Origin of the sequence: Pseudomonas sp. R11F (assembly GCF_050312575.1) — a bacterium.
Taxonomy (GTDB): domain Bacteria; phylum Pseudomonadota; class Gammaproteobacteria; order Pseudomonadales; family Pseudomonadaceae; genus Aquipseudomonas; species Aquipseudomonas palleroniana.
In genome coordinates, this window is record NZ_JBNPJU010000036.1 from 145,982 (window position 1) to 170,542 (window position 24,561).

Below are 24,561 nucleotides of genomic sequence, written 5' to 3' on the forward strand. Positions count from 1 at the left end.
GCGAAGAAGTGCACTGGCGCAGCAAATTGCATGCCGTGCCCGTGGTGGCGATTAACGACTGGACTCGGATTTTGGGCGCTCGAAAAACAGCTCACGGGCTTGCTGCAGGCTGATCTCGCTGCGGTAGTAGGCCACGGCTTGTTGATGGTTCAAGCCTTTGGGCGAGTCGGCGGCGGCGCCCTGGCTGTGCTCGGCTGGAGTCTTCAGGCGTGCAGATAACATCGACTTGTCCGGTGTCCAGTTGGCACTGTAGTGAAAGTGGGCATACCAGAGCACTTCGCGCGTCACGCGGTCGCTGATGGTGTACTCATCCAGATAGTCAGGCGTGTGGGACTTGATTCGACGGCGGTTCACGGTTTTCTTGATGGCGATCGTATTGTGTTGTTTAAGCCACTGCACCCCTGTCACGGTAGGAGGAGACAACTTGAGCGCCCTTTGCACCAGTTGATTACTCTGCTGATAGAGCTGGGCCAACGCGCTATCAATCGCTTTGGTCACCTCGCTCGCGGGAAGCGCCATGGCGTCGCTCTCTGTGATGTTATGTTGAGTCAGTGCCTGCTCGATGGCATTGCTTGCCTTCTCCAATCGCTGTGCGTGTTTGTGGTACAGATACTCGATCCCAAAGGGCTCACGATCGGCGAGGTTGCTGTGGGCACGGGCACGCGCTTGAAAGGCGGGCAGCCCATCGAGCAATGCCTGGCCCTGATTGATGGTCAACTGCAGATCCACCTCAGCCGGTTCGGCGGAAGGGGATGGGGCTCTTTCGTGAAGTACCCAGACACCCTTGGATTTTTCATGGTAAGTGGCGAGGATCTGATGGGTCAGCGGTGAGCGAATATCCACCAGGCCGGTTTCCAGCCCGACTTCGTTCAAGCGCGGCTCACCGATCAGCAGGCCACCGTAGCGAGTGTGGATAAACTGTTTCAACGGGCGTGGCGGGGTCGAGGGCGGGGTCGGTCGGCTCCTGAGCACTCCGCGCTCGGCACTCAATACCCCGAGGTTCCTCGCGGCGCGCCGCTGGAAGCCACTCAGCTCGCCGCGCAACTCCTGCAACTGGTCGGTGATGGCGTGCGCGGAGTACTCCACGGGAAAATCCTGCAGGCGTTCGTCCAGCAGTTGAAACTGCTCGACCAGGTTGCTCAAGGTGTCAAAGCGTTCATCCAGGCGTCGATCGCTGCGCTCCTCCAATGTATCGCGCAGGCATTGGATTGCGACATCCGCTGTGTCGATGATGTTGTCTATTTCCGACCAGGCCTCGGGAGCTGTCTGCAAGGTGTCCTTGGGCAGGCACAGGTTGCGGCTGAGCGACACGCGAATGGCCTTCAGGTCGTCAACGCTGTAGACCGGCATCGAGCTCTTGAGGGTATCCAGCAAAACGGCACCGTCCCTGGCCAGGCTTTTGAGCTCCCGGAATCGGCCGTGCATGTATTCCAGCTGTACAAGCAATGCGCCGGTCAGCTCGCGCATCTCACGGAAGTCTTCAATCGGGCGCTCCATGGACACCACAGCCTGGCGTTGCAGCTGCTCATGCACGATGCGCCATTTGGGTGTGAAGCGCGAAAGGATTTCGCTCAGCGTAGCCTGGGTCAATCGGGCCTGGGCCTTGATGTAACTCAAGGCTTTTGGCGCGTATTGCGCCGTGGGTTCATGCACGTTCATTTCCTTGAGCATCTGCAACGCCGTCTCGTATTCCGTGCGTTGGGTTTGCAGGGTCTGCAGATAAGCCTGGCGCAATGCTTGCGTTGATGTGGAGGGCTGCGCATCCATCGCCTGGCGCGCGTTCTGCAACGCCTCCTGGTTGGCTTTTTTCTGGCTTTCGAATATTTCCAGCTGCCGACGTAGCTCCTCTGCTTTTTGTCGGGCCAGCGCGCGGGCTTTGGTACTCATGAGTTTGGGGCTGCCTCCCCGAAGGCGCAGGCGCGTATCGATGAACCATTGACCCTTGCTGTTGTGAACCAGCGGAGGGCCAGTACGCGAAGGGTTTCGAGCGTCGACAATCAGCACGGTTTCGCCTTCATCCACTGTGACCTGGAACCAGCGTTCGCCTACTGGCGCATACCAATGCTGGCCGCCGCGATACAGGTCTTGCCACGGGCCTGCCTCGTGGTGCGCCTCGCCCAACGTGTCAGGCTTGCTCACCTTGAAACTGTCCAGCACGGTTGCCAGGCGCGGCGGTGCGCGATTGATCGCGCCGCTGACGATCAGGGGCTGGTCATGTACGGCGAGTGCCTCTGCCGAAATCGTCGGCTGCTGGCTGGTTGTCACAGGTTCCGGGGCGGCTGGTGGCCGTGGTGCGGGCGTCGGTTCGTTGCGCACTGAACCCGCAGGGGCGCTGCGGCTGGCACTGTGCAAAGTGATGGCCATGCCGATGTTCAGCAGCAAGTCGGTAAGTGCGGTCCAGGTGGAGTCCTGCTCAGGATGGGCGCGGGTCTCCACCACCACTTGTAACTCATCCATGATCTGCCAGATCCAGGCGGCGATGCCCACGGTACGCGCGAGGAATGGCAAGGCCAGATTGAAGGTCATCCAGCCGGTGCGTTTGAACGTGGCCCAGCGGGCTTCGGCATTGGACACCGATTGCCGGTCGGCGAGGGTGACCATGGCATTGGCATTGGCGTGGTAGAGCGTCTTGAACTGGTCATCGGTGATCGTGGCCTGGCCCAGAAGCACCGGCCCGCCCATCGTCCAAACCTTGAAGGGGTCGACCATGAAATCGACCACGGCCCAGGGCGAGGGCAGGTCGCCAGGGAATACATAGCGGGCATAGTCAGTGCTCACCGTATCGGGCAGCCAGGCCAGTACGGATTCGCGCAGGTTTACTGATTGCTGCAGGGCATAGAGCAAGTTGCTGGGCGAAGGGAACTGCGACAGGGGGTTGTCGAGCAACGGCCGATACAACAGGCATGGACCGGCGGCCGGGTCCTGGGGACCGATCACGAACATATTGGCGACCTTATCCGGCGTTTTATCTGCTCGGCGAGTCGGCACAAACGCCAGTGGGCGGATCACGATGGGTTGGCCCTGCACTTGCCGGTCACTGGGCTCGGCGCGCATGACGGCTTTCACGTAGGCGTAGCCTTGCTCATCAATGGCGCTTTCGCCGCGTATCTTGCATTGCAATGCCAGCAACGGCAGTTGAATGCGCAAGTGCTCGGCATAGAGCCGCTGGCGGCGATCCGCCTCCTGTGGGTGCGCCAGCAGTTTTTCCTTGATCAGTGCCGGGTAGGTATTCCCGACATCCACCCGGCTGATCAGGCGTTCCAGGTAGTTGACGGTGAACCATTGCGGCAGCACCAGCGTGATGTGATAACGCAGGGACTTGTTCCCTAATGGCAGGGCGATCAAGTTCTGCAGGGCAAGCTCCGGCAGGGTGAATGCTGTGGTCTCTATTTTTCCGGGGACGGTGAACAGGCCCCAGACCACAGGGCTGCGCACCACGATTTCGACGCCATCGAGCCACCGCGCATCAGCGTCGGGGTGATCCTTGAGCATTTCGGCTTTCAGCCGTTCAAGGGTGTACGCGTGAAGAGAGCTGATGCCTTCGTCATAGCTGCGGCCTTCGTTGGCACTGTGCAGGGTTGCCAGGTCCTTGAGGTGTCGGGCATAGGCATCCTGGTCAGAGATGGAGGCGCTGGTCAGCCAGTCGGGCAGGGCGTGTACGTATTCCTGCAAGGGCCGTGTGCTGCGTTTGGAACGCGGTGCCGGCGGCTGCGCAGGGCGGTTGCGAGGCGTGTCCGGCGTGCCCAGATCAGAAACGTCGATGGCGCCGATATCCTTGACCTGGATGCTGATCAACGCGCAGGCCAGATAATCGAAAAAATCTCCTTGCGGTTCGACGAGGCGCCACCGCTGCTTTTTATTGGCCACCGTCAGCATTGGCAGGTCTTGGCCCAGCGCTTCCAGCGAAAGGTATTTCTTGAACCCCGAGAACAGTGACTGGGTGAGAATGACTTCGGCCCCATTCTGGTTGCCGATCAGGACGCTGATCAAGTAATCATCCACATGGCTGGCCTTGCCGTCGGCATCGACTTCGTCGATATCAATCACATAAGCGCGAGGGGCATCAAAGGTCTCGCGCTTGCGTGTCGCGGCATCCGGCGTCTGGAACAGTTGACGCGCCATAAAGCAATCGTCTTCCGTCAAGCCAGGCACTTGGTTGATGTTCCAGAAGTCGCGCAACATGATCGACAAGCTGTGCCAACGTGAACCGCCGCTGTTCTCGATGCTGTTCCAGTAGTCCAATTGCGCTTGTTGATAAGCCCGCAACATTATCGGGGCCAGGATGTTCATCGCACCGGCAATATCGAGGATACGCACCGGCAGGTGCACCGCAGGCTCAACGATCGGCAACTGGGCCAAAAAATGTTGGCCTTCGAGGTAGAGCATCGGCAGGGCAAATACCGCCTGCACCACGAGAATATCGGTGAGCACCGCATAATCACGGCCAACGGGGATGACCTGGCCATCTTTGACATCCCATGACGGGGTGCCAACCACGATCGTGTTCGGGTCCATATCCCAATCGGGATACAGCGTTTTCAACTGGGCGCGCAGCATTGTCGCGGCCACTTCGCGAAACGCGGGGCCGGTGCACATTTGCGCAATCAGCGCATCAATGAGCTCTGGGTCGGGCTCGGTGGAGAGAGATAGAGGCATGGCGCTTCCTGACAGGCGAGATAATGGCAAACGCTCCGGAAAAACCGGAGCGTTGCCATGCTAGGAAGCATCGCGTCAGGAGCGGTGGTGCTTATGTACGATGGGGGCCAGCCCTCAGCGCAATTCGTCGCAGAGGTCCAGTTCCACCAGGCGACGGACTTCGCATGCCTCGAGCCCGGCACCGATCAGTGCATTGAGCTTGCCGAATGTCGCCTCACGGGTCATGCCTCCGCCGGACAACACGCCGACGCCACGCAGGCGGCTGCCGGCTTCGTAGACATCCAGCTCCACGCCGCCTTCATGGCATTGAGTGATGGCAACGACCACGATTGCTTTGTCCTGTGCCCGTTGCAGGCTGGCCAGGAACGCAGGATTGTCACTGGGCCCGGTGCCGCTGCCGAAGCACTCGAGGATCAGCGCCTGGATACCGCTGTCGATCAGCGCATCCAATTGCACGGCCGCGATGCCCGGCACCAGCGGCAACACTCCAATGTTGGCCAGGGCCTTGGGCTGACGAAAATCCAGGGCCGCCGGAATGTCACTGGCCCGGGCCACGCCGCCATTGCGCTGCAACGCGGCAAACGGGTGGCGACCAAAGCTGCGGATCTTCGCGCAACGGGTCGGCGCCATCAGCGCGCCGTGGAAATACAGATGAACGCCGGGCGCCAGGCCTTCGCCCAAGGCTGCCAGCGCACCGCTGACGTTTTCCCAGGCATCGCTGTCCGGCACGCCGGCCGGCAGCATGGAGCCGGTGAACACCACAGGCGCCGGCAGCCCCAGCAGTTGGAAGCTCATCGCCGCCGCGCTGTAGGCAAGGGTGTCGGTGCCGTGCAGGATCAGCACGGCGTCGCAGCCGGCGTCCACTGCCTCGACCACGGCGGTGCGCAGGCGCTGCCAGTAAGCCGGGGTCATATTGGCGCTGTCGATCAGCGGGGACATTTCCCGGAAACGCCAAGCGGGCAATGGCTGGTTGCAAAGCTGTTCGCGCATGCGCGCTTCGAAACCGGATGCAGGCGCCAGGCCATTGGCGCTGGCCTGCATGCCGATGGTGCCGCCGGTGTAGAACACCATCACGTTGTTAGCTGATTGCATCAAGAAATCTCCTGAACGAAAAACGCCGCCGGGCCCAGAGCATGCCCAAGGCCGGGCGGCGTGTCATCTATCGGCTCTTATTACGCTTGGCGCTGCGCTTGAGCACTCAGTTCAGCCGCCGGGGCACTGTCCGGTTTCACCGGATTGGCCGGCCAGGCCTTGGGGTCCAGATCCAGATCAGGGAACTGGCTGGAATCGAACACCGGCGTCTTGATGCCCGCTGCCCGCTGATTGTCGTAGTCGTTCAGGATGCGCATGGCGATCTTGAACAGGAACGCCAGGGCGAACAGGTTGACGAACGCCAGCAGGGTCATGGTGATGTCGGCGAAGGCGAATACGGTGCTCAGGTTCTCGATCGAGCCCCAGAAAATCAGCACCAGCACCAGTGTGCGGTAGCCCATCAGCACCTTGCGGTTGTTGCCGACCAGGAAGCGCAGGTTACTTTCGCCGAGGTAGTAGTTGTACATGATCGATGTGAACACGAACAACGCCAGGGCTACCGAGATGAACATGCGACCCCAGTCACCCACTACGGCTGCCAGGGAGTTCTGGGTCAGCGCAATGCCGTCGCCTTCAAAGCCTGGGGTGTAGAAACCGGAGAGCAGGATCAGCAGCGCGGTGCAGGTGCAGATCACGAAGGTGTCGAGGAACACGCTGAACGCCTGGACCACGCCCTGGGCGATCGGGTGTTCTACCGAAGCCACTGCCGCCACGTTAGGCGCGCTGCCCAGACCGGCTTCGTTGGCGAACACGCCGCGCTTCACACCCATGATGATTGCGCTGCCCACCAGGCCGCCGAAGGCTTGGTCGAGGCCGAAGGCGCTCTTGACGATGGTCGCGAGCATGGCCGGCACGTGGTCGAATTGCAGCACGATCACGTACAGGGTTACTGCGATGTAGACCAGAGTCTTGACCGGCACCAGCAGGTCGGCAATCGAGGCGATTCGCTTGATCCCGCCGATGAACACCAGGCCCAGCAATACCGCGAGGGCAAGGCCGGTGTAGGTGGTGTCGAGGCCGAAAGCATTGTTCAGCGAGTGGGTCACGGCATGGGCTTGCAGGCCGTTGAAGGCAAAGCCGAAGGTGACCAGCAGCAGGAACGCCATCAGCATGCCCAGCCAGCGTTTCTGCAGGCCGTGCTGGATGTAGTAAGCCGGGCCGCCACGGAAGGTGCCTTCGGCGTCAGTGCGCTTGTACAACTGACCGAGGGAGCACTCGATAAAGCTCGACGACATGCCCACCAATGCGGTGACCCACATCCAGAACACGGCGCCCGGGCCACCCAGGGTCACGGCAATGCCGACACCGGCGATGTTACCGGCACCGACACGGCCGGCCAGGCTGAGCATCAGCGCCTGGAACGAGCTGAGTTGGTCGGAGCTGTTTTTCAGGCTGTCGCGAAACACCGAAAACATGTGGAAAAAGTGACGTAATTGAACGAAACGCGAGCGGATCGTGAAATAACCGCCGAGCCCGACAATGAGCACGATCAGTACTTTCCCTGAGAGGAAGTCGTTGATGACTTCGAGCATGGAGTGTTCCTCGCTGATTTTTCTAATGGCAAACGCAGGACGGTCCGGGCCTTCGCATAGCACCAGGCAGTGCGCGACGGTTCGATCCCAATCCTTTTGCGGGTGTTGTTATTCATGCGCTTTCGCGTTGCTTCGGGCCTCGTATCGATGGCCGTAGACGCGAAGAGGGGCGGCACTATACCTAGGCGAGCGGGATCCGTCTGCACGAGACGATTAAAGGTTTCAGCCGTGTGTCGGCTGGCAAGGAGGGTTTACAGGGCGATATTGGAGTTTTTATGGGCATCATTTCACAACCTTGAGACAAAAAAAGGGCCTGAAGAACGAGCCTTCAGGCCCTCAAAAGGTGAGAGGTGTCTAGTCCCTCAGCCTGGTGAGCGGTGCAACAGACACTTAGGCCTTCAAGGGGACCAAGCGTGGAGCAATCATGTTCTCGGGGCGCAGGATGTCGTCGAGCATGGCATCGTCGAGCAAGCCTTCCTCGCGCACCAATTCCAGCACGCCGCGGCCGCTTTCAAGGGCGACACGGGCGATACGGGTGGCGTTTTCGTAGCCGATATACGGGTTCAGCGCGGTGACCAGGCCGATGGAGTGCTCCACCAGCTCGCGGCAACGGGCTTCGTTGGCGGTGATGCCGGTGATGCAGTGTTCGCGCAGCATGTCCATGGCGCGTTGCAGCAGGCGGATCGAGTCGAAGATCTTGAATGCGATCAGCGGCTCCATCACGTTCAGCTGCAGTTGGCCGCCTTCGGCTGCCATGGTCAGTGCCAGGTCGTTACCGATCACTTGGAACGCGACCTGGTTCACGGCTTCCGGGATCACCGGGTTGACCTTGCCGGGCATGATCGAGCTGCCTGGCTGGCGTGCCGGCAGGTTGATTTCGTTGATGCCGGTACGCGGGCCACTGGACAACAGACGCAGGTCGTTGCAGATCTTCGACAGCTTCACCGCGGTACGCTTGAGCATGCCGGAGAACAGTACGAAGGCGCCCATGTCGGAAGTCGCTTCGATCAGGTCGGCGGCCGGTACGACCGGCTGACCGCTGATCACGGCCAGGCGTTGTACCGCCAGGGCCTGGTAGCGTGGGTCGGCGTTGATGCCGGTGCCGATGGCGGTGCCGCCCAGGTTGACTTCGGTGAGCAGTTCCGGCGCCAGGGTTTTCAGGCGGGCCAGGTCTTCACCCAGGGTGGTGGCGAAGGCGCGGAATTCCTGGCCGAGGGTCATCGGCACGGCGTCTTGCAGTTGGGTACGGCCCATTTTCAGGACGTGGCTGAATTCTTCACCCTTGGCGGCGAACGCCTGGATCAGGCTGTCGAGACTGGCCAGCAGCGCATCATGACCCAGCAGCAGACCCAGGCGGATAGCGGTCGGGTAGGCGTCGTTGGTCGACTGCGCCATGTTCACGTCGTTGTTAGGGTGCAGGTACTGGTACTCGCCCTTGTTGTGGCCCATGGCCTCCAACGCGATGTTGGCGATGACTTCGTTGGCATTCATGTTGGTTGAAGTGCCGGCGCCGCCTTGAATCATGTCCACCACGAACTCTTCGTGGAAATCGCCGCGGATCAGACGGGCACAGGCTTCGCTGATGGCAGCGTGCTTGGCTTCGCTGAGCTGACCCAGCTCGCGGTTGGCGTCAGCCGCCGCTTGCTTGACCATTGCCAGACCGACCACCAATTTCGGGTAATGCGAAATCGGAACGCCGGAGAGGCGGAAGTTATTCACCGCTCGCAGGGTCTGGATGCCGTAATACGCTTGGGCGGGTACTTCGAGTACGCCAAGCAGGTCTTTTTCGGTACGGAAAGATGCAGCGGAGGACATGACGGAAATCATCTCGATATGGACCCGGAACTGGCCGGAACGCTGCGAATGCTAGGCTTCCATAAGTTTTTGGGCCAATGCTGTTCAGCACTGACCCATGCACAAACGGCATAATGTGGATGTGACCCAGCTATGATGGCGGGCGTGTGTGCCAAAATGGTGCATACCCGTGGGAGGAAGTGATGAACCTTGAGAGCAAATGGCTGGAAGACTTCAGTGCCCTGGCGGCGACTCGCAGTTTTTCCCAGGCGGCGGAGCGGCGCTTTGTGACCCAGCCGGCGTTCAGTCGCCGTATCCGTAGCTTGGAAGCCGCGCTGGGCCTGACCCTGGTCAATCGCTCGCGTACGCCGGTGGAACTGACGGCGGCGGGGCAGTTGTTCCTGGTCACCGCGCGTACGGTGGTCGAACAGCTCGGGGAAGTGCTGCGCCATCTGCATCACCTGGAAGGCGGGCAGGGTGAGGTCATGCAAGTGGCAGCGGCCCATTCCCTGGCCTTGGGCTTCTTCCCGCGCTGGATTGCGCAATTGCGCAACGAAGGCTTGAACATTGCCACGCGGCTGGTCGCCACCAACGTCGGCGACGCGGTGCACGCCCTGCGCGAAGGTGGCTGCGATCTGATGCTGGCGTTCTACGACCCGGACGCGGCGATGCAGATGGATGCCGAAATCTTCCCCTCGCTGCATCTGGGCAACACCGAAATGCTCCCGGTCTGCGCCGCTGACGCCGAGGGCAAGCCACTGTTCGACCTGGAGGGCGAAGCCAGCGTGCCGTTGCTGGCCTACAGCGCCGGTGCTTTCCTTGGCCGTTCGGTGCACCTGCTGCTGCGCCAGCGTGCGCTGCGCTTTACGACGGTGTATGAAACCGCCATGGCCGATAGCCTCAAGAGCATGGCCCTGGAAGGCTTGGGCATCGCCTGGGTGCCGCAATTGAGCGTACGGGCGGAATTGGCCCGGGGCGAACTGGTCGTGTGCGGCGGCCCGCAATGGCATGTGCCGCTGGAGATCCGTCTGTATCGCTGCGCGTTGGTGCGCAAGGCGAACGTGCGGCTGCTGTGGCGCAAGCTGGAGGGGGGAGCGGCGCAGAATGCCTGAGACCAAAATTGTTCAAATTCGCGAGGGGGCTGGCATGACGGGGTGTCAGGTACTTATTTGTCACTGATACGCCGCTATCGGGAGCAAGCCCCCTCCCACAGGGTTTTGCGGTGTCTTGGACTGACTCGTAAGTCAATAAAGCCGCTGGTTTGCGCCGTAAGACAGATGGTCATTCCAGGGGCTGTTTATCTGCATTATTACGGTATACTGCGCGGCCTTCGGCCGGTCCAATCGGCCTGAATTTCGTACAACAAGCCACGCCGGTCTCCCGCGTGGCTTGTTGTTTTTTGACGCGCCCGCGGGCGCCCAGAGAGAAGAGGCACGACGATGAGTGCATTGGTTGGCGTGATCATGGGCTCCAAGTCCGATTGGTCCACCCTTAGCCACACCGCCGATATGCTGGAAAAACTCGGCATTCCCTACGAAGTGAAAGTGGTCTCCGCCCACCGCACTCCGGATTTGCTGTTCCAGTATGCCGATGAAGCAGAATCCCGTGGCATCGAGGTGATCATCGCCGGTGCCGGTGGTGCAGCCCACCTGCCGGGCATGTGTGCGGCCAAGACCCACCTGCCGGTGCTCGGCGTACCGGTGCAGTCGTCGATGCTCTCGGGCGTGGACTCGCTGCTGTCCATCGTACAGATGCCGGCCGGTGTTCCGGTGGCGACCCTGGCGATCGGCAAGGCCGGTGCGATCAACGCAGCCTTGCTGTCCGCCAGCATCCTGGGCGCCAAGCACCCGCAATTCCATGCGGTGCTGAAAAAATTCCGTGCTGAACAGACAGACAGCGTGCTGGACAATCCAGACCCACGTATCGCCTGAGGTTGTTGACGATGAAGATCGGTGTAATCGGTGGCGGCCAATTGGGCCGCATGCTGGCCCTGGCGGGAACGCCGCTGGGAATGGACTTCGCTTTCCTGGACCCGGCGCCGGACGCTTGTGCGGCCGCTCTTGGTGAGCACTTGCGCGCAGACTACAGCGACCCGGACCACCTGCGCCAACTGGCTGACGAAGTCGATCTGGTGACCTTCGAGTTCGAAAGCGTCCCGGCCGAAACCGTGGCCTTCCTGTCGCAGTTCGTACCGGTGTACCCGAGCGCCGAAGCGCTGCGTATTGCCCGCGACCGCTGGTTCGAGAAAAGCATGTTCAAGGACCTGGGCATTCCGACCCCGGCCTTCGCCGACATCCAGTCCCAGGCGGACCTGGACGCTGCCGTCGCCAGCATCGGCCTGCCGGCTGTGCTGAAAACCCGTACCCTGGGTTACGACGGCAAGGGCCAGAAAGTCCTGCGTACCGAGGCCGATGTGGTCGGCACCTTTGCCGAGCTGGGCAGCGTTGGCTGTCTGCTGGAAGGCTTCGTGCCGTTCACCGGTGAAGTCTCGCTGATCGCCGTGCGGGCCCGTGATGGTGAAACCCGCTTCTACCCGTTGGTGCACAACACTCACGACAGCGGCATCCTCAAATTGTCAGTGGCCAGCACTGACCACCCGCTGCAAGCCCTGGCCGAAGACTATTCCAGCCGCGTGCTCAAGCAGCTGGACTACGTTGGCGTAATGGCGTTCGAGTTCTTTGAAGTCGACGGTGGCCTCAAGGCCAACGAAATCGCGCCGCGTGTGCACAACTCCGGGCACTGGACCACCGAAGGCGCTGAGTGCAGCCAGTTCGAAAACCACCTGCGGGCGGTCGCCGGCTTGCCGCTGGGGTCTACGGCCAAGGTCGGCGAGAGCGCCATGCTGAACTTCATCGGCACGGTGCCTGCGGTTGAGCGAGTCATCGCTATCGACGACTGCCACCTGCATCACTACGGCAAGGCCTTCAAGGCGGGGCGTAAGGTCGGTCATGCCAACCTGCGCTGCAAGGATCGCGCAACGCTGCAAGCGCAGATCCTCAAGGTTGAAGCGCTGATCGCCGAACAATAAGCCCGGGATCGGCGGGAACCATTTGGGGGTCGCCGTCCTCTGATTGCAGGATGCCAAAGCCTGCTAGGCTTTGGCATAGTTCACCTAAATTCAGAGGGAAATGCCATGGGTATCATCGGAACCATCTTTATCGGCCTGATCGTCGGTCTGCTGGCGCGTTTCCTCAAGCCTGGCGACGACAGCATGGGTTGGATCATGACGATCCTGCTGGGTATTGCAGGTTCTCTGGTCGCCACCTACGGTGGTCAGGCCCTGGGCATCTACCAGGCGGGCCAAGGCGCAGGCTTCTTCGGTGCGTTGGTTGGCGCTGTCGTGCTGCTGGTTATCTACGGCCTGCTGAAAAAGAAATAATCCACGCGTTGAACCCTCTGCGCTGCGCAGGTGCAGAGGGTTAGAATGCTCGCCACTTTGTACTTGCCGAGCTTCCCCATGCGCCGACTTCTGTTAACGCTTCTCTTGCTGGGCTCCGGCCTGGCGCACGCTGGCGAACTGCCGGAAACCGACTGGCTCGACCTGATGCCGCTCTCGGATCAGAAAGCGCTCGAAGCCATGCCTGAAATCGACCACAACTCTCCCGAAGCACAAGGCACCTTCACCGACAAAGGTGGCTTGAAGCAGAGCAAAGGCTTGCCTGCGGTGATGTATTCGACCAAGACCGTGGCGGCCATGAACGGCAAGAACATCCGTATCGGCGGCTACCCCGTCCCGTTGGAAACCGACGCGAAGGGCCGCAGCACGTTGTTCTTCCTGGTGCCGTACCCGGGCGCCTGCATCCATGTGCCGCCACCACCGCCTAACCAGCTGGTGCTGGTGCGTTATCCCAAGGGGCTGAAGCTGGAGGATATCTACACGCCGCTATGGGTCACGGGCATGCTGAAGGTGGAGAAGGTGAATAACGACTTGGCGGATGCCGCCTATGCGCTGGATGCGGCGAAGGTGCGGGTCGTGAAGGAGTCGGATCTCTAAGCCACAACGCCTATCCCTGTGGGAGGGAGCAAGCCCCCTCTCACATGTTTTGTTTACAGGGTGATAGCGCTGAGGCTCACGCCCAAGGTGTGGCTTTCGCCGGGCGCCAGCTTCACCACATCATCCAGCACGTTGGCCGTCTCGATGCACAGCATGCCCGGCCAGCCGTCGTCGGCCATGTCGTCCAGCGCTTTGGCGCGCTCGGTCCACGGGTTCCAGATCACCGTGGACCTGGAGCCCTCGGCGGTCAGCTGGATGCGGCGCTGCCAGTCTTTATCGACAATATTCAGCTGCGTCGGGGTCTCGAGGTAGATGCGATCCGTCTCTGCAGTAAAGTGCAGCAGGCCGGATTGGGTTTTCTCGGCCCAACCGTCGGCAGTATCGATATACGCCAGGCCATCCAGGCCCTCGACCTGCACGTTTCGCACATCGCTGACAGCGAAGTAGGTGTGCAGTGCCTGGCTGAGGGTCACGGTGTCGGTGCCACGGTTATGGCTGGTCAGGCGGATATGCAGTTGGTCGTCCAGCAGCAGGCTCAACTTGAGGTCGACCTGATGGGGCCAGCCAGGGAAACCACCTGCCGGCGCCGGTAACACGAAGTCGACGCGCAGTGCATTGCCTTCGGCCTCGGCTGCGGTCAAGGTCCAGAGTGCGGTGCGCACAAAACCGTGAGCGCCAGCCGGCTGCTCGCTTTGACGCATCGCCTTCACGCTCTGCGGGTTGCGGTCGAATACACCAAACCACGGCCAGCACACCGGCACGCCGGTACGAATGCCTTTGCCTGTCTTGAACACCGCCTCAGGGTTCTGCCAGATCAGCGGCTGCTCGCCCTGGCGCTGATAACTGAAGATGTGCGCGCCCTGTTGGGCCACCATCAGTTCGGCGTCGTTGTGGCGGATGCGCCAGCAATCCAGCTCGTCCTGTTTCACGGCTTCAACGTGGGGCGTAGGCATGGCAATACTCTCAATGGGCAGGCAATGGGGCAATTGACCGTCAAAAACCGGCGAGGTTTAACGCGCGCGCGACGGTACCGAACGAGTACGGCCGCTGCCATCGATGGCGACGAAGACAAACACCGCCTCGGTGACCTTGCGCCATTCGCTGGACAGCGGGTCGTCGCTCCACACTTCGACCATCATCTGGATCGAGCTGCGGCCGATTTCCAGGGCCTGGGTATAGAAGGACAACTGCGCGCCCACGGCCACCGGCACCAGGAACGCCATGCGATCAATCGCCACGGTGGCCACGCGCCCACCTGCGACCTTGCTGGCCATGGCGGTGCCGGCCAAATCCATCTGTGCGACCAGCCAGCCGCCAAAGATGTCGCCAAAACCGTTGGTTTCACGCGGAAGCGCAGTGATTTGCAGAGCGAGATCGCCTTGCGGGATAGGATCTTCTTGTTCGAGTTCGATCATGCCGAGGGTGCCTCTGACCCGTGACGCTTCATGGGTATTTCAAGTGGATAGCCGTCTTCAAAAAAACGTTTCAGCACCAACATACACCGCTCAATGCGTTTCTCGTAAGGCGGACTAAAGGGAAACTCTGCCAAATCGGCTGGATGGCACCCAACAACGTTTTGGCACAGCAGCCCCTCAAGACAGCGGGTCTGGCGCTTGCAAGGGCCGAGTATATCGGGACGATTGCGCCGCGACGACCACCCGACGCTCATTTGGTCGGCAATTAGCGTCTGTAATGCGGCTTTTTCCGGCAACTGTGCTTCTTATTGCGGTTAAAGCGTATGAACAAGGAATATTTCGCCCATTGAAGTGTTATTCGGCGGACGCTGTGCTTTTCCAAGCGATTTGCTATCTTGCCAAACCCGATGCAAGTCCCGGGCTTGCCGTTCTGATTACTATAAGAGAAGCCTTGCCATGTCCTCCGTGCCCGCAAGCAGTGCGCAACCTTCGCGCCCGCTGACCCGCAACGACTATAAAACGCTGTCGCTGTCTGCCTTGGGCGGGGCGCTGGAGTTCTACGACTTCATCATTTTCGTGTTTTTCGCCACCGTGGTTGGAAAACTGTTCTTCCCCGTCGACATGCCTGAATGGCTGCGCATGCTGCAGACTTTCGGCATCTTCGCCGCGGGCTACCTGGCACGCCCGCTGGGCGGCATCATCATGGCGCACTTCGGCGATTTGCTGGGCCGCAAGAAGATGTTCACCTTGAGTATCTTCATGATGGCCGTGCCGACCCTGATCATGGGTCTGCTGCCGACCTACGCGCAGATCGGCCTGTGGGCGCCGCTGCTGTTACTGCTGATGCGGATCATCCAGGGCGCCGCGATCGGTGGCGAAGTGCCGGGCGCCTGGGTGTTCGTCTCCGAGCACGTTCCGTCCCGGCACATCGGCTACGCCTGCGGCACCCTGACCAGCGGCCTCACCGCCGGTATCCTGCTGGGCTCGCTGGTGGCCACGGCCATCAACACGATCTACAGCCCGGAGCAGGTCGCCGATTACGCCTGGCGCATCCCGTTCCTGCTCGGTGGTGTGTTCGGGCTGCTGTCGGTATACCTGCGTCGTTGGCTGCATGAGACGCCGATCTTCGCCGAGATGCAGCAGCGCAAGGCCCTGGCCGCCGAGTTGCCATTACGCGCAGTACTGCGCGACCACCGTGGCGCCATCGTGCTGTCGATGCTGTTGACCTGGTTGCTGTCGGCCGGCGTTGTCGTGGTGATCCTGATGACCCCGACTGTGCTGCAAACCCTCTATCACTTCAGCCCGACCGTGGCCCTGCAGGCCAACAGCCTGGCCATCGTCACCCTGAGCCTGGGTTGCATTGCTTCCGGCGCCCTGGCCGATCGCTTCGGCGCCGGCCGCGTGTTGGTCAGCGGTTGTGCACTGCTGCTGGCGACCTCATGGACGCTGTATCACAGCCTGCTTGCCCATCCCGACTGGCTGTTCCCGCTGTATGCCTTGACCGGTCTGTTTGTCGGCACCATCGGCGTGGTGCCCTACGTGATGGTGAAAGCCTTCCCGCCAGTGGTGCGCTTTAGTGGTTTGTCATTTTCCTACAACGTCGCCTATGCCGTATTCGGTGGCCTGACGCCATTGGCGGTGTCGTTGCTGATGAAGGAAAGCCCGATGGGCCCGGCCTATTACGTTGCTGTCCTGTGTGTGATGGGAATGGCCGTGGGCGGATACCTATGGAAGCGCGGGCGCTGAGCCATCGATGAGCCGGTGGCGAGCAGGCTTGCTCGCCACCGGTGTTCGAGCAACGATTACAGAGTGTTTCTGAAACAACTCCCCAAACGCTTCAACCTGCCTCGCAAACCCCGTATTTGTTGAGTTTCTCCTTCCTGTCAGATTTTTCATGAATGCTGGCCTTTCATCTAATTGTCATATTCCAGACATAGAGTGTTCACACGGCCTACTGATACTTGGCCCCGATCCAACTATCCCTATCTGCTAGGAGCAAGGCATGAAACTGAAACGTTTGATGGCGGCAATGACTTTTGTCGCTGCTGGCGTTGCGACCGCCAACGCGGTGGCCGCTGGTGTTGATCCGGCAATTCCGGCGTACGTCAAGACCACTGGTGTGTCGGGCAACTTGTCCAGCGTCGGTTCCGATACCTTGGCCAACCTGATGACCCTGTGGGCCGAGGGTTACAAAAAGGAATACCCGAACGTCAACATCCAGATTCAAGCCGCCGGCTCCGCCACCGCGCCACCTGCGCTGACTGAAGGCACCTCCAACTTGGGCCCGATGAGCCGCAAGATGAAGGACACCGAACTGGCTGCCTTCGAGCAGAAGTACGGCTACAAGCCAACCGCTATCCCGGTTGCCGTGGATGCCCTGGCGGTCTTCGTACACAAGGACAACCCGATCCAGCACCTGACCATGGAACAGGTCGACGCGATCTTCTCCTCGACTCGTCTGTGCGGCGCTAAAGCCGACGTGAAAACCTGGGGTGACCTGGGCGTGACCGGCGACCTGGCCAACAAGCCAGTCCAGCTGTTCGGTCGTAACTCGGTATCCGGCACTTACGGCTACTTCAAAGAAGAAGCCCTGTGCAAAGGCGACTACAAGCCGAACGTGAACGAACAACCAGGCTCGGCTTCGGTCGTGCAGTCGATCAGCTCCTCGCTGAACGGCATCGGTTACTCGGGCATCGGCTACAAGACTGCAAGCGTGAAGACTGTTGCCCTGGCCAAGAAAGGCAGCACCGACTTCATCGAAGACAGCGAAGAAAACGCCCTGAACGGCAAATACCCGCTGTCGCGCTTCCTCTACGTCTATGTCAACAAAGCCCCGAACAAGCCTCTGGCACCGCTGGAAGCTGAGTTCGTGAAGCTTGTGTTGTCCAAGCAAGGCCAGGAAGTTGTCGTCAAGGACGGCTACATCCCACTGCCAGCCAAAGTTGCCGCCAAGGCCCTGGCTGACCTGGGCCTGAAAGAAGGCGCCAAGTAAGCCTTCGGTAAAGCCGCCTTGAACCGGGTTCGCTCCACGGTTCAAGGCCCAGGCGGGGTCGGTAAGACCTGGACCTCGCCTCTTAATTTCTGATCCGCTGCAAGCCCTGCTAGCGGCGGATTTCTTGCGTCACTGCATTGTCATCTTTCTGTCATACAGGATCGCTAGGGTGTGCGCATGAATGATCTGGCCAATTCCACCATGACGACAACTTCTCCCCCCAAGCGCATTGATTTCAATACGCCTGAACTGCAACGCAAGCGCCGCCTTCGCGCGCTCAAGGATCGCCTGACCCGTTGGTACGTACTGGTCGGCGGCCTCGCCGTCCTCGGCGCCATTACCCTGATTTTCTTCTTCCTTGCCTACGTTGTCGCGCCGCTGTTCCAAGGGGCTTCGCTGACCAAGGAAGATGCGTTGACGCCTGCATGGATGCAGGACGCCGGCAAGCCGCTGATGATCGCCATCGAAGAACAGAACCAAGTTGCCATGCGGGTTTCCGACAAGGGCCAGGCGCTGTTCTTTGATGTACAGACCGGCGCCGAGCTCAAGCGTATCGACCTGCCGCTGCCGGCCGGCAGCCAAGTGGTGTCTATCGGTCGAGACCAGCCAGGCAGCCCGTTGGTGATCCTCGGCTTGTCCAATGGCCAGGCCCTGGTTTTCCGCCACACCTATAAGGTGTCTTACCCGGACGGCAAGAAAACTATCAACCCAGCCGTGGAATACCCCTACGGTGAAACGCCGATTGTCCTCGACGATCAAGGCCGCCCGCTGGAGCACGTCGCTCTCAACGCTACCGACTCTTCGCTGGTGGTGGCCGGTTCCGCCGGTTCGTATTTGAACGTGCTGGGCCTGAGCCGCGAAGAAAACATGATGACCGGCGAAGTGACCAGCGAGCAGAAGCGCATCGAGCTGCCGCAAATGACTGAGCCGGTGAAGGCGATCTTCATCGACCCGCGCCAGCAATGGTTGTATGTGGTCAACGGCCGTGCCCTGGCCGACGTGTTCAGCCTGCGCGACAAGAGCCTCAATGGGCGCTATAAGCTGCTCGAAGACGGCACCGCCGAAATCACCGCCAGCACGCAATTGGTCGGTGGCATCTCGCTGATCGTCGGTGACTCGAAGGGCGGCCTGGCCCAGTGGTTCATGGCCCGCGACCCGGATGGCGAACAGCGCCTGAAACAGATCCGCACCTTCCAGATGGGCACTGCGCCGATCGTGGAAATCACTGCTGAAGAGCGTCGCAAAGGCTTCACCGCCCTCGACGCCTCCGGCAAGTTCGGCGTGTTCCACAGCACCGCGCACCGCACCCTGCTGGTGGACCCGGTGGTGGATGGGCAAGGCCTGTTCGGCCTGTCGCCGCGCGCCAATCAAGTGATCGTCGAAGCTGGCGGCAAGCTGCAGCCGCTGTTGCTGGACAACCCGCACCCGGAAGTGTCGTGGAGCGCGTTGTGGAGCAAAGTCTGGTACGAAAACTACGACGAGCCTAAATACGTCTGGCAATCGACCGCCGCCAACACCGACTTCGAACCCAAGATGAGCCTGGCTCCGTTGACGTTCGGCACGCTGAAAGCCGCGTTCTACGCCATGTTGCTGGCCGCACCCCTGGCGGTTGCCGCAGCGATCTACACCGCTTACTTCATGGCCCCGAGCCTGCGCCGCAAGGTCAAGCCGGTGATCGAATTGATGGAAGCGATGCCGACGGTGATCCTCGGCTTCTTCGCCGGCCTGTTTCTGGCGCCGTATGTCGAAGGGCATCTGCCGGGGATTTTCAGCCTGCTGATGCTGCTGCCGATTGGCATCCTGGTTGCCGGTTTCATCTTCAGCCGCTTGCCTGAGTCGCTGCGCCTGCGGGTGCCGGAGGGCTGGGAAAGCGCGATCCTGATCCCTGTGATCCTGTTCGTGGGCTGGCTCTCGCTGTACATGAGCCCATACCTGGAGACCTGGTTCTTCGGCGGCGACATGCGCATGTGGATCTCCCACGACCTGGGCATCACCTATGACCAGCGCAACGCCCTGGTCGTCGGCCTGGCCATGGGTTTTGCAGTGATCCCGAACATCTACTCCATCGCCGAAGACGCCGTATTCAGCGTGCCGCGCGGCCTGACCCTGGGCTCACTGGCCCTGGGCGCCACGCCGTGGCAGACCATGACCCGCGTGGTCATCCTGACCGCAAGCCCGGGTATCTTCTCGGCGCTGATGATCGGCATGGGCCGTGCCGTCGGCGAGACCATGATCGTACTGATGGCCACTGGTAACACTCCGGTGATGGAAATGAACCTGTTCGAAGGCCTGCGCACCCTGGCAGCCAACGTCGCGGTGGAAATGCCGGAATCGGAAGTGGGCGGTAGCCACTACCGCGTGCTGTTCCTCTCGGCGCTGGTGCTACTGCTGTTCACCTTCATCATGAACACCCTCGCCGAGCTGATCCGTCAGCGTCTGCGCAAGAAATACTCGTCGCTTTAAGAAAGGTAGAAGTCTGTGAAACAGAACTCCCTGAATGGATGGTTCAAGAGCGGCGCCCCCGGCGTCTGGATCAGCGGTGGCGCAGTGTCCATCGCGGTCATCATGACCATTGGCTTGCTGGCCGTGATTGCGGTGCGCGGCCTGGGTCATTTCTGGCCGGCTGACCTGATCCAGGCCAACTACAGCGTGCCCGGCCAGGAAAACCACATCGTCATCGGCGAAGTGGTGCAGAAGGAAGAAGTGCCCCGCGAGCGCCTGAAAAGCGCCGGCTTGCCGGTGCCTGACCAGGGCCCGGAATTCATGACCCGCGAGCTGATCAAGGTCGGCAACCGTGACCTGAACGGCAACGATTTCACCTGGATCGTCGGCGAGTGGTTGAAAGACCAGACCAAACCGGTCGAGCTGATGGCCATCGAGCGTCGTGAGTGGGGCAACTTCTACGGCACCCTGATCAACGTCAAACAGGATGGCAAGGTTGTCGCCGAAGGCGAGGCTGCGTGGCCTGAGCTGCAAGCCCGTGTCGAGCGCGTCAACAAGCTGGCTGCCCAGCTCAAGACCCTGGAGAAATCCGATATCGGCGCGATCAACGCCGGGTTGGAGCGCATCCGCCTGCACGGTCGCAAGCTGGAGCTGGAAGGCAAGCTCGACGCCACGGCCCAGGCCGATATGGAAGCGGGCCGTGCCGAGCTGAATAATCGCTATAAGGAGGTCGAGGCACGCCTGGCTGACCTGCACACCCAGTTCAACCGCGACAGCCTGACGGCTCGCGACGCCAACGGCAAGGAAGTGGAAATCGGCATTGGTAAAGTGGTACACGCCTACCAGCCGAACGCCATGGGTACCCTGACCAAGATCGGTTTCTACTTCAGCAAGGTCTGGGAATTCCTCAGCGACGACCCACGGGAAGCCAACACCGAAGGCGGGATTTTCCCGGCGATCTTCGGCACCGTGATGATGACCCTGATCATGGCGATGATCGTGACGCCGTTCGGTGTACTGGCCGCGGTTTACCTGCGTGAGTACGCCAAGCAGAACACCCTGACTCGCGTGATCCGCATCGCCGTGAACAACCTGGCGGGCGTCCCGGCCATCGTTTACGGCGTGTTCGGTCTCGGTTTCTTTGTGTACGTCCTGGGTGGCTCGGTCGACCGTCTGTTCTTCGCCGAAGCCCTGCCGGCCCCGACCTTCGGTACGCCGGGCCTGCTGTGGGCCTCGCTGACCCTGGCGCTGCTGGCCGTGCCGGTGGTGATCGTGGCCACCGAAGAAGGCTTGGCGCGGATCCCCCGCACCGTGCGTGAAGGTTCCCTGGCACTGGGCGCGACCAAGGCGGAAACGCTGTGGAAGATCGTGCTGCCGATGGCCAGCCCGGCGATGATGACCGGCATGATTCTGGCCGTGGCCCGTGCCGCTGGTGAGGTGGCTCCGCTGATGCTGGTGGGTGTGGTGAAACTGGCACCGTCGCTGCCGCTGGACGGCAACTACCCGTACCTGCACCTGGACCAGAAGATCATGCACCTGGGCTTCCATATCTATGACGTCGGCTTCCAGAGCCCCAACGTCGAGGCCGCACGGCCGCTGGTGTACGCCACGGCCCTGCTGCTGGTGCTGGTGATCGCCACGCTCAACCTGTCGGCAGTGTGGATTCGTAACCACCTGCGCGAAAAATACAAAGCGTTGGATAGCTAAAGCTGTTAGCCACAAGCGGCAAGCTACAAGCCGCTTTTGCCCAAATCTTGCAGCTTGCAGCTAGAAGCTGGCAGCTACGAACGGAGTGAGACCATGCAACACGAAACCCACACCCACGGCATCAACATGTCGGCCCTGGGTCGCGACAAGCAAAGCCTGAGCCTGGCCCAGGAAACCGTGGCCATCGAAGTGCCGGGCCTGAGCCTGTACTACGGCGAGAAACAGGCGCTGTTCGACGTCAGCATGAACATCCCCAAGCAACGCGTGACGGCTTTTATCGGCCCGTCCGGCTGCGGCAAGTCCACGCTGCTGCGTACGTTCAACCGCATGAACGACCTGGTGGACGGTTGCCGTGTGGACGGCGCCATCAACCTTTACGGCAGCAACATCTATCGTAAGGGCGAAGATGTGGCCGAGTTGCGTCGCCGCGTGGGCATGGTGTTCCAGAAGCCGAACCCGTTCCCCAAGACCATCTACGAAAACGTGGTCTACGGCCTGCGCATTCAGGGCATCAACAAAAAGCGCATCCTCGACGAAGCGGTGGAGTGGGCCTTGAAAGGCGCTGCGCTGTGGGATGAGGTCAAAGACCGCCTGCACGACTCGGCACTCGGCCTGTCCGGCGGCCAGCAGCAGCGTCTGGTGATCGCCCGTACCATCGCCGTGGAGCCGGAAGTGTTGCTGCTCGACGAACCTTGCTCGGCGCTCGACCCGATCTCGACCTTGAAGGTCGAAGAGCTGATCTACGAGCTCAAGTCCAAGTTCACCATCGTTATCGTGACTCACAACATGCAACAGGCGGCGCGGGTTTCCGACTACACCGCGTTCATGTACATGGGCAAGCTGGTGGAATTCGGCGACACCGATACTCTGTTCACCAATCCGGCGAAGAAGCAGACCGAAGACTACATCACCGGTCGCTACGGCTAGTATCCGGTGGTTTCGATTGCACTGAATGCTGCGGCTCTCCGCACCTTACCGGACGTTCCAAGGACGCCAACATGATTAGCAAAGAAGGTCTTACCCATCACATCTCCGCGCAGTTCAACGCCGAGCTTGAGGAAGTGCGCAGCCACCTCCTGGCGATGGGCGGGTTGGTGGAGAAGCAAGTCAACGACGCCGTCACCGCGCTGATCGAGGCCGACTCGGGCCTGGCCCAGCAAGTGCGCGAGATCGATGAACAGATCAACCAGATGGAACGCAACATCGACGAAGAATGCCTACGGATCCTGGCGCGTCGCCAGCCGGCGGCATCCGACCTGCGTTTGATCATCAGCATTTCCAAGTCGGTGATTGACCTGGAGCGCATCGGAGACGAATCCACCAAGATCGCCCGTCGTGCCATTCAATTGTGTGAAGAAGGCGAAGCGCCGCGCGGTTACGTGGAAGTGCGCCATATCGGCGACCAGGTGCGCAACATGGTGCGCGATGCGCTCGACGCGTTTGCCCGCTTCGATGCCGAGTTGGCGTTGTCGGTGGCCCAGTACGACAAGGTCATCGACCGCGAGTACAAGACGGCGCTGCGCGAGCTGGCCACTTACATGATGGAAGATCCACGCTCTATCTCGCGGGTCTTGAACATCATTTGGGTGCTACGCTCCCTGGAGCGTATTGGCGACCACGCGCGCAATATCTCGGAACTGGTGATTTACCTGGTTCGCGGCACCGACGTGCGGCACATGGGCCTCAAGCGCATGAAAGCCGAAGTTGAAGGGACCGTTGATCAAAACCCTAATGTTCCCGGGGAACCTGACGATAAATAAGGTTGCCCGAGAAATTAACGCCCGGCCTTTGGTCGGGCGTTTTTGTTTGTGGCTACAATTTTTCTTGCACAGCAGGAGCAATAAAGTCCTTCTGTGACCCGCGAGTTTTGGCAAAATGCTATCAGTCAGGCGTTTTGCGTGCCGAAGTTTCTATAGGATGAAGGGTCGATGAGTAAAGTCAGTGTATTGGTGGTGGACGACGCCTCGTTTATCCGCGACTTGGTGAAGAAGTGCCTGCGTAACTACTTCCCCGGGATCAAGATCGAAGACGCGGTAAACGGTAAAAAGGCGCAATCCATCCTGATGCGCGAGAGCTTCGACCTGGTGCTGTGCGATTGGGAAATGCCCGAGATGTCCGGCCTGGAGCTGCTGACCTGGTGCCGTGAGCAAGCGCACCTCAAGGCCATGCCGTTCGTGATGGTGACCAGCCGTGGCGACAAGGAGAACGTGGTTCAGGCGATCCAGGCAGGCGTTTCCGGCTACGTCAGCAAGCCCTTCACCAACGAACAGTTGTTGAACAAGGTCAAACAGGCTTTGCACAAGGTCGGCCGTCTCGACGCCTTGGTCGCCAGTGCGCCGACCAAGGTGAACTCGGCTTTTGGCAACGACTCCCTGAGCGCCCTGACCGGTGGCAAGCCTGAGGCCGTGCGCGCAGCCCCTGTCGCGGCGGCTGCGCCCGCGCCAAATAAGGGCTTGCTCAACAGCCCTCCGGTACAGGCGCCGTCAGCAGCGCCGACCGGTAACCGCGGCCAAGGCCAACTGCGACTGTCCAGCGGCAGCCAGCAATGTGTGATCAAGGCGCTGAGCATCAAGGAAGCGCTGCTGGTAGTGCGTCGCGGCGAAATCCTGCCTCAGGTACTGGAAAGTGCGGTACTCGACCTTGAGCAAGGCGAAAACGCCGAAGTCGCCCGTTTGAACGGCTACCTGCACGCTATCGTCGCCTACGAGCCCAAGCCCGACAGCGACTGGCTGCAACTGACCTTCCGGTTTATCGACCAGGATGCGCAGAAACTCGATTACATCTCGCGCTTGATCGCACGGGGTACGGCGCAGAAGCACTTCGTCCCGGGTGCGTGATTGTAGTGAGCGGGCTTGCCCCGCGCTGGGGGGCGAAGCCGCCCTAACTCAGGCGCTGAGTTTTCCCAGTTAAAATTGAGGTGCCTGGGTTTGGGGCGGC

At 60.7% G+C, this 24,561-nt stretch carries 18 protein-coding genes; 12 read left to right on the forward strand and 6 right to left on the reverse strand.

Annotation, left to right across the window (positions count from 1 at the left end):
• Positions 1-51: 51 nt before the first annotated feature.
• The 4 genes from ACQRBV_RS09605 to aspA form a co-directional block, all read right to left on the reverse strand.
• Positions 52-4,656 (reverse strand): hypothetical protein, encoded by a 4,605-nt coding sequence (locus ACQRBV_RS09605; RefSeq protein ID WP_411984906.1) that lies wholly within the window; start codon positions 4,654-4,656, stop codon positions 52-54.
• A 114-nt stretch (positions 4,657-4,770) separates the two neighbouring features.
• On the reverse strand, positions 4,771-5,748 hold the full coding sequence (locus ACQRBV_RS09610; protein WP_411984907.1) for an asparaginase: 978 nt from the start codon (positions 5,746-5,748) through the stop codon (positions 4,771-4,773).
• 80 nt (positions 5,749-5,828) lie between these two features.
• Positions 5,829-7,280, reverse strand: a complete 1,452-nt coding sequence (locus ACQRBV_RS09615; protein ID WP_244384841.1) for an alanine/glycine:cation symporter family protein — start codon at positions 7,278-7,280, stop codon at positions 5,829-5,831.
• 390 nt (positions 7,281-7,670) lie between these two features.
• Positions 7,671-9,095, reverse strand: coding sequence for an aspartate ammonia-lyase (gene aspA / locus ACQRBV_RS09620; RefSeq protein ID WP_060756637.1), 1,425 nt, complete (start codon positions 9,093-9,095; stop codon positions 7,671-7,673).
• Positions 9,096-9,277: 182 nt separating this feature from the next.
• Here aspA and ACQRBV_RS09625 point away from each other — a divergent pair, with 182 nt between their 5' ends.
• The 5 genes from ACQRBV_RS09625 to ACQRBV_RS09645 all read left to right on the forward strand — a co-directional run bounded on the left by ACQRBV_RS09625 (position 9,278) and on the right by ACQRBV_RS09645 (position 13,068).
• On the forward strand, positions 9,278-10,186 hold the full coding sequence (locus tag ACQRBV_RS09625; protein ID WP_060756638.1) for a LysR substrate-binding domain-containing protein: 909 nt from the start codon (positions 9,278-9,280) through the stop codon (positions 10,184-10,186).
• A gap of 327 nt (positions 10,187-10,513) precedes the next feature.
• Positions 10,514-11,005 carry a 5-(carboxyamino)imidazole ribonucleotide mutase gene (purE, locus tag ACQRBV_RS09630; protein WP_060756639.1) on the forward strand — a complete coding sequence of 164 codons (492 nt, stop codon included), beginning with the start codon at positions 10,514-10,516 and terminating at the stop codon, positions 11,003-11,005.
• 11 nt (positions 11,006-11,016) lie between these two features.
• Entirely contained in the window at positions 11,017-12,102 is a 1,086-nt protein-coding gene (locus ACQRBV_RS09635; protein ID WP_060756640.1) for a 5-(carboxyamino)imidazole ribonucleotide synthase, read from the forward strand.
• A gap of 105 nt (positions 12,103-12,207) precedes the next feature.
• On the forward strand, positions 12,208-12,453 hold the full coding sequence (locus tag ACQRBV_RS09640) for a GlsB/YeaQ/YmgE family stress response membrane protein (RefSeq protein ID WP_060756641.1): 246 nt from the start codon (positions 12,208-12,210) through the stop codon (positions 12,451-12,453).
• 78 nt (positions 12,454-12,531) lie between these two features.
• Positions 12,532-13,068, forward strand: a complete 537-nt coding sequence (locus ACQRBV_RS09645) for a DUF3299 domain-containing protein (protein WP_060756686.1) — start codon at positions 12,532-12,534, stop codon at positions 13,066-13,068.
• Positions 13,069-13,121: 53 nt separating this feature from the next.
• Here the strand turns inward: ACQRBV_RS09645 and ACQRBV_RS09650 are convergent, their stop codons facing one another.
• On the reverse strand, positions 13,122-14,021 hold the full coding sequence (locus ACQRBV_RS09650) for a D-hexose-6-phosphate mutarotase (protein ID WP_411984908.1): 900 nt from the start codon (positions 14,019-14,021) through the stop codon (positions 13,122-13,124).
• A 57-nt stretch (positions 14,022-14,078) separates the two neighbouring features.
• Positions 14,079-14,483 carry an acyl-CoA thioesterase gene (locus ACQRBV_RS09655; RefSeq protein ID WP_003176975.1) on the reverse strand — a complete coding sequence of 135 codons (405 nt, stop codon included), beginning with the start codon at positions 14,481-14,483 and terminating at the stop codon, positions 14,079-14,081.
• Between the two features lie 456 nt (positions 14,484-14,939).
• Here ACQRBV_RS09655 and ACQRBV_RS09660 point away from each other — a divergent pair, with 456 nt between their 5' ends.
• The 7 genes from ACQRBV_RS09660 to ACQRBV_RS09690 all read left to right on the forward strand — a co-directional run bounded on the left by ACQRBV_RS09660 (position 14,940) and on the right by ACQRBV_RS09690 (position 24,461).
• Positions 14,940-16,229, forward strand: coding sequence for an MFS transporter (locus tag ACQRBV_RS09660; protein WP_060756643.1), 1,290 nt, complete (start codon positions 14,940-14,942; stop codon positions 16,227-16,229).
• Between the two features lie 256 nt (positions 16,230-16,485).
• Entirely contained in the window at positions 16,486-17,475 is a 990-nt protein-coding gene (locus ACQRBV_RS09665; protein WP_060756644.1) for a phosphate ABC transporter substrate-binding protein PstS, read from the forward strand.
• A 429-nt stretch (positions 17,476-17,904) separates the two neighbouring features.
• Complete coding sequence (locus tag ACQRBV_RS09670) at positions 17,905-19,938, forward strand: ABC transporter permease subunit (RefSeq protein ID WP_411984943.1); 2,034 nt, start codon at positions 17,905-17,907, stop codon at positions 19,936-19,938.
• A gap of 15 nt (positions 19,939-19,953) precedes the next feature.
• The gene (pstA, locus tag ACQRBV_RS09675) at positions 19,954-21,624 is read left to right on the forward strand and encodes a phosphate ABC transporter permease PstA (RefSeq protein WP_060756646.1); all 1,671 of its coding nucleotides are present in this window, start codon (positions 19,954-19,956) and stop codon (positions 21,622-21,624) included.
• A gap of 93 nt (positions 21,625-21,717) precedes the next feature.
• Entirely contained in the window at positions 21,718-22,551 is an 834-nt protein-coding gene (gene pstB, locus ACQRBV_RS09680; protein WP_060756647.1) for a phosphate ABC transporter ATP-binding protein PstB, read from the forward strand.
• Positions 22,552-22,622: 71 nt separating this feature from the next.
• The gene (gene phoU / locus ACQRBV_RS09685; protein ID WP_060756648.1) at positions 22,623-23,384 is read left to right on the forward strand and encodes a phosphate signaling complex protein PhoU; all 762 of its coding nucleotides are present in this window, start codon (positions 22,623-22,625) and stop codon (positions 23,382-23,384) included.
• A gap of 168 nt (positions 23,385-23,552) precedes the next feature.
• Positions 23,553-24,461 carry a response regulator gene (locus tag ACQRBV_RS09690; RefSeq protein ID WP_060756649.1) on the forward strand — a complete coding sequence of 303 codons (909 nt, stop codon included), beginning with the start codon at positions 23,553-23,555 and terminating at the stop codon, positions 24,459-24,461.
• The last annotated feature ends 100 nt before the right edge of the window (positions 24,462-24,561 follow it).

Bases quoted from the DNA above. Each gene is read 5' to 3' on its own strand.
- ACQRBV_RS09605 (WP_411984906.1), bottom strand. From the start codon at position 4,656: ATGCCTCTATCTCTCTCCACCGAGCCCGACCCAGAGCTCATTGATGCG.
- ACQRBV_RS09610 (WP_411984907.1), bottom strand. From the start codon at position 5,748: ATGCAATCAGCTAACAACGTGATGGTGTTCTACACCGGCGGCACCATC.
- ACQRBV_RS09615 (WP_244384841.1), bottom strand. From the start codon at position 7,280: ATGCTCGAAGTCATCAACGACTTCCTCTCAGGGAAAGTACTGATCGTG.
- aspA (WP_060756637.1), bottom strand. From the start codon at position 9,095: ATGTCCTCCGCTGCATCTTTCCGTACCGAAAAAGACCTGCTTGGCGTA.
- ACQRBV_RS09625 (WP_060756638.1), top strand. From the start codon at position 9,278: ATGAACCTTGAGAGCAAATGGCTGGAAGACTTCAGTGCCCTGGCGGCG.
- purE (WP_060756639.1), top strand. From the start codon at position 10,514: ATGAGTGCATTGGTTGGCGTGATCATGGGCTCCAAGTCCGATTGGTCC.
- ACQRBV_RS09635 (WP_060756640.1), top strand. From the start codon at position 11,017: ATGAAGATCGGTGTAATCGGTGGCGGCCAATTGGGCCGCATGCTGGCC.
- ACQRBV_RS09640 (WP_060756641.1), top strand. From the start codon at position 12,208: ATGGGTATCATCGGAACCATCTTTATCGGCCTGATCGTCGGTCTGCTG.
- ACQRBV_RS09645 (WP_060756686.1), top strand. From the start codon at position 12,532: ATGCGCCGACTTCTGTTAACGCTTCTCTTGCTGGGCTCCGGCCTGGCG.
- ACQRBV_RS09650 (WP_411984908.1), bottom strand. From the start codon at position 14,021: ATGCCTACGCCCCACGTTGAAGCCGTGAAACAGGACGAGCTGGATTGC.
- ACQRBV_RS09655 (WP_003176975.1), bottom strand. From the start codon at position 14,483: ATGATCGAACTCGAACAAGAAGATCCTATCCCGCAAGGCGATCTCGCT.
- ACQRBV_RS09660 (WP_060756643.1), top strand. From the start codon at position 14,940: ATGTCCTCCGTGCCCGCAAGCAGTGCGCAACCTTCGCGCCCGCTGACC.
- ACQRBV_RS09665 (WP_060756644.1), top strand. From the start codon at position 16,486: ATGAAACTGAAACGTTTGATGGCGGCAATGACTTTTGTCGCTGCTGGC.
- ACQRBV_RS09670 (WP_411984943.1), top strand. From the start codon at position 17,905: ATGCAGGACGCCGGCAAGCCGCTGATGATCGCCATCGAAGAACAGAAC.
- pstB (WP_060756647.1), top strand. From the start codon at position 21,718: ATGCAACACGAAACCCACACCCACGGCATCAACATGTCGGCCCTGGGT.
- phoU (WP_060756648.1), top strand. From the start codon at position 22,623: ATGATTAGCAAAGAAGGTCTTACCCATCACATCTCCGCGCAGTTCAAC.
- ACQRBV_RS09690 (WP_060756649.1), top strand. From the start codon at position 23,553: ATGAGTAAAGTCAGTGTATTGGTGGTGGACGACGCCTCGTTTATCCGC.